The sequence below is a fragment of the Bacteroidales bacterium genome, assembly GCA_018334875.1.
GTDB lineage: Bacteria > Bacteroidota > Bacteroidia > Bacteroidales > UBA12077 > JAGXLC01.
In genome coordinates this window covers 1-3,599 of the sequence record JAGXLC010000415.1, presented here as the reverse complement: position 1 = coordinate 3,599, position 3,599 = coordinate 1, and the positions used below count along the sequence as shown (strand labels likewise).

The following is a 3,599-nucleotide window of genomic DNA, read 5'->3' as shown; positions in this document are numbered from 1 at the left end:
GTGCAGAGGCATATTCTTTGTTTCTTTCGAGGTACAATTTATTGAACCGGTGGTTTGATTCTACCAGCTTCTTATAATAAAACCCGATGCCCAATTCATTAATGGCTTCAAGCAGATCTTTATCCTTGTAAGTTTTCTTACAAAAGTTGTTTTCATCATATCTTTCATATATAAGTTTTCTTACAAATGAATATCTTATATTTTTCATAAATCTGTACAAATATAATTATATCAACATTTTGTGTGTTTTGGTATAACTTTTGATAAATGATATACAGACAGATTAACAACAACACCCGGTATTTAAGAGTTAATGTTCGGCATATTTTTGGTTACTTATTTCAATTTAATTACCGGGTGTTTTCTTTCTCAATTGCAGGAAAACCTTTTGCTGAATGTTAATAAAAACACTTTCATAGTGTGAAGTATATTGAAATAAGAAGTTAAGAGAAACCAAACTGTCAGCTATATGGAAGGGATGAGGATAGAGAGTTTATAAGCTGCATTTCAGTGAATCAAGAGGATGGCTTTATAGTTTGCTGTATTTCAATTAGATTTCACGTTGTAGTCACCCATATTAGGACCGCAATTTAGGAGGTGATTTTTTATTTGACCATCAAAATTTGCCTGCCATTTGCCCTATAAACACATTTTAAAACAAAATAATCCGCTAATGGTAAGCGGATTATTTTGTTTTCTCTGTGCCCAGGACTGGACTCGAACCAGCACTCTCTAATGAGAACATGGCCCTCAACCATGCGCGTCTACCATTTCCGCCACCTGGGCCTCTTTTTTCGGCTTACAAAAATATAAATTTCTTTTACAAATCAAATGGAATATAACTTCAAATGTTGCATATTTATTTTTAATTTGGCCTGATAAATATTTAATGATATGCATGGATTAATTTTTATTTCAGGACCAAATGTTAGAAGCATCTTCAATTGCTTCGTTCTAATCATTTTGATGGGTGCACTGTTTACCGGGTGTTCACCCTCAGATTCCAGCCAGGGAGATACTGCGGAGGCTTCCGGCTATGAAGCCGATGTTATCGTCTATGGAGGCACTTCGGCAGCAGTGACCGCAGCCGTTCAGGCAGCTAAAATGGATAAGGAAGTGATCATGGTCTCTCCTGCAGAGCATCTTGGGGGCCTTTCTTCCAGCGGACTGGGCTTTACAGATGTAGGTGATAAAAGTGTGATCGGAGGCCTTTCACGGGAGTTTTACCACCGGGTTTACCAGCACTACCAGCAGTCTGAAGCCTGGGATTGGCAGGAAAAGTCTGAATTTGGCAACAGAGGCCAGGGCGTGCCTGCTATTGACGGAGAAAACCGTACCATGTGGATTTTCGAGCCCCATGTGGCTGAAAAGGTTTACGAAAACTTTATCGATGAATATGACATCATCGTTCACCGGGATGAATGGCTGAACCGGAAAGATGGTGTGGTAAAAGAAGCAGGAAGCATTGTTTCCATGGAAACTTTAAGCGGCAATACCTACAAGGGAGAAATGTTTATCGATGCCACCTATGAAGGTGATCTGATGGCCGCAGCAGGCGTAGATTATCATGTGGGCCGGGAGGCCAACAGCAAGTACGACGAAAACTGGAACGGAGTACAGACCGGTGTGTATCATCACAGCCACTATTTTGAACCCGGCGTTGATCAGATAGATCCCTATTATTCTCCGGGTGATCCCGGCAGCGGTATCATTCCGCGGGTTTCCACGGATCCTCCCGGAGAAAAAGGCTCGGGAGATAAAAAGATACAGGCCTACTGCTTTCGCATGTGTTTGACCAGGCATCCCGATAACAAGGTTCCATTTCCCATGCCGGAGAATTACAATGCAGAACGGTACCTGGTGTTGCTGCGATTGTATGAGTCCGGATGGCATGAGCGGGCCAATGTATTTCAAAAATTTGATGCCATCCCCAACCGGAAAACGGATGTAAACAATCATGGACCTTTCAGTACCGACAACATCGGCATGAATTACGAATATCCCGAAGGCTCTTATGCCAAAAGAAAAGAGATCATCCGGGAACATGAGGTCTATCAAAAAGGCTTGATGTATTTTCTTGCCAATGATCCCAGGGTACCCGATACAATACAAAATGAGGTGAAACAATGGGGCCTTGCCAAAGATGAATTTGAAGACAACGGCCACTGGCCTTACAAATTATACATTCGGGAGGCCAGGCGAATGATTGGGGATTACGTGATGACCGAGCACGATATATTAGGTGAAAGGGAAGTGCCGGAGTCTGTGGGGATGGGCTCCTATACCATGGATTCCCATAATGTACAGAGATACATTACCTCCGATGGCTATGTGCAGAATGAGGGAGATATTGGAATAAGCGTACCCGAGCCCTATCAGATATCCTACCGTTCACTGATCCCCAAAAAGAAGGACTGTGAGAATTTACTGGTTCCTGTGGCTGTATCCAGCTCACATATTGCATTTGGCTCAATCCGCATGGAACCGGTATTTATGATCCTTGGACAAAGTGCAGGTAGTGCCGCTGCTCTGGCTATTGATGAAAATATGGCTTTACAGGATTTGCCTTATGAATTGTTAAAGGAACAACTGGTAAATGACGGACAAATTCTTGAAAATTAGTTGAAGAGTCATTCCGCAGGCAATCCGGGAAAATGAAACCTATTCCGCAGGTCAATAGAAAAAATTTGGCTGGGTATTGAGCAAAGTGATCTTTTCTTTGTTCTACTATAAAAAGAGTCAATATGAATCGGTCTGTTTTTTCATTTGTTATACCCTTTCTTCTGTTTGCCCTTTTGTCTTTAAATGTTAACGGACAAAAAACCAGTGAAGCAGATTGGAATGCGAAACTCTGGAACTTTCAAAAGAATGGGATGGTGGTATTGGGCTCCTGGGCTGCCGGTAATTTTCTGGTCAGTGGCTATCAGATGACCCAAACACGGGGAAAGAATTACTATTTCCACCAGATGAACGTATTCTGGAATACTGTGAACATGGGCATTGCTGTTTCCGGCTATCTGGGTGCGATGAACGGACAATTGGATTTAACAGGCATTGAAACGCTCAATGAATACAATAGCTTCAGCAAGGTTCTGCTTTTCAATACCGGTCTGGATGCAGCCTATGTGATGACGGGATTTTACCTGAAGGAACGGTCAAAAAACTCGGCCAAACACCAAAAAAGGCTTGCAGGTTATGGCAATTCATTATTGCTTCAGGGTAGTTTTTTACTTCTGTTCGATTTAACCCTTGTTATATTAAATGAGCAATCGATCAATGAAATGCTGGGGAGTGACAATTTCCAAATGGCTCTGAACCCCGGAATGATTCAGCTACGATTTTCTTTCTAATTCATTACTCACTACTACTTTTTGCCTCACTGCTCAAAACTCACTACTCATCCCATCTTCCCCGTTTCTTGCTCCATTGAATCATTCCTTCCACCCGAAGAGACATGCCACGGCATGTCTCTACTCACTTCCCGTCTTCTCCTCTTCTCGTTCCTTCGTTCCATCGTTCTTTCGTTCCATCGTTCTTTCGTGCCGTCGTTCTTTCGTGCCGTCGTTCTTTCGTGCCGTCGTGCCGCCGTTATTTCTTCC

Annotated in this window: 4 protein-coding genes and 1 tRNA gene; 2 read left to right on the top strand and 3 right to left on the bottom strand. The window is 42.5% G+C overall.

Annotation, left to right across the window (positions count from 1 at the left end; genetic code table 11):
* Both KGY70_19050 and KGY70_19045 read right to left on the bottom strand, forming a co-directional pair.
* Positions 1-208: hypothetical protein (locus KGY70_19050; protein MBS3777299.1), on the bottom strand; the 208-nt coding region annotated here is incomplete at its 3' end.
* 494 nt (positions 209-702) lie between these two features.
* Positions 703-786: transfer RNA gene (locus KGY70_19045), tRNA-Leu, on the bottom strand.
* A gap of 180 nt (positions 787-966) precedes the next feature.
* On the opposite strand from KGY70_19045, the gene KGY70_19040 reads away from it, so the two are divergent.
* The gene (locus tag KGY70_19040) at positions 967-2,622 is read left to right on the top strand and encodes an FAD-dependent oxidoreductase (GenBank protein MBS3777298.1); all 1,656 of its coding nucleotides are present in this window, start codon (positions 967-969) and stop codon (positions 2,620-2,622) included.
* A 122-nt stretch (positions 2,623-2,744) separates the two neighbouring features.
* Positions 2,745-3,350 (top strand): hypothetical protein, encoded by a 606-nt coding sequence (locus KGY70_19035; GenBank protein MBS3777297.1) that lies wholly within the window; start codon positions 2,745-2,747, stop codon positions 3,348-3,350.
* A gap of 47 nt (positions 3,351-3,397) precedes the next feature.
* Here the strand turns inward: KGY70_19035 and KGY70_19030 are convergent.
* Positions 3,398-3,599: hypothetical protein (locus KGY70_19030; protein MBS3777296.1), on the bottom strand; the 202-nt coding region annotated here is incomplete at its 5' end.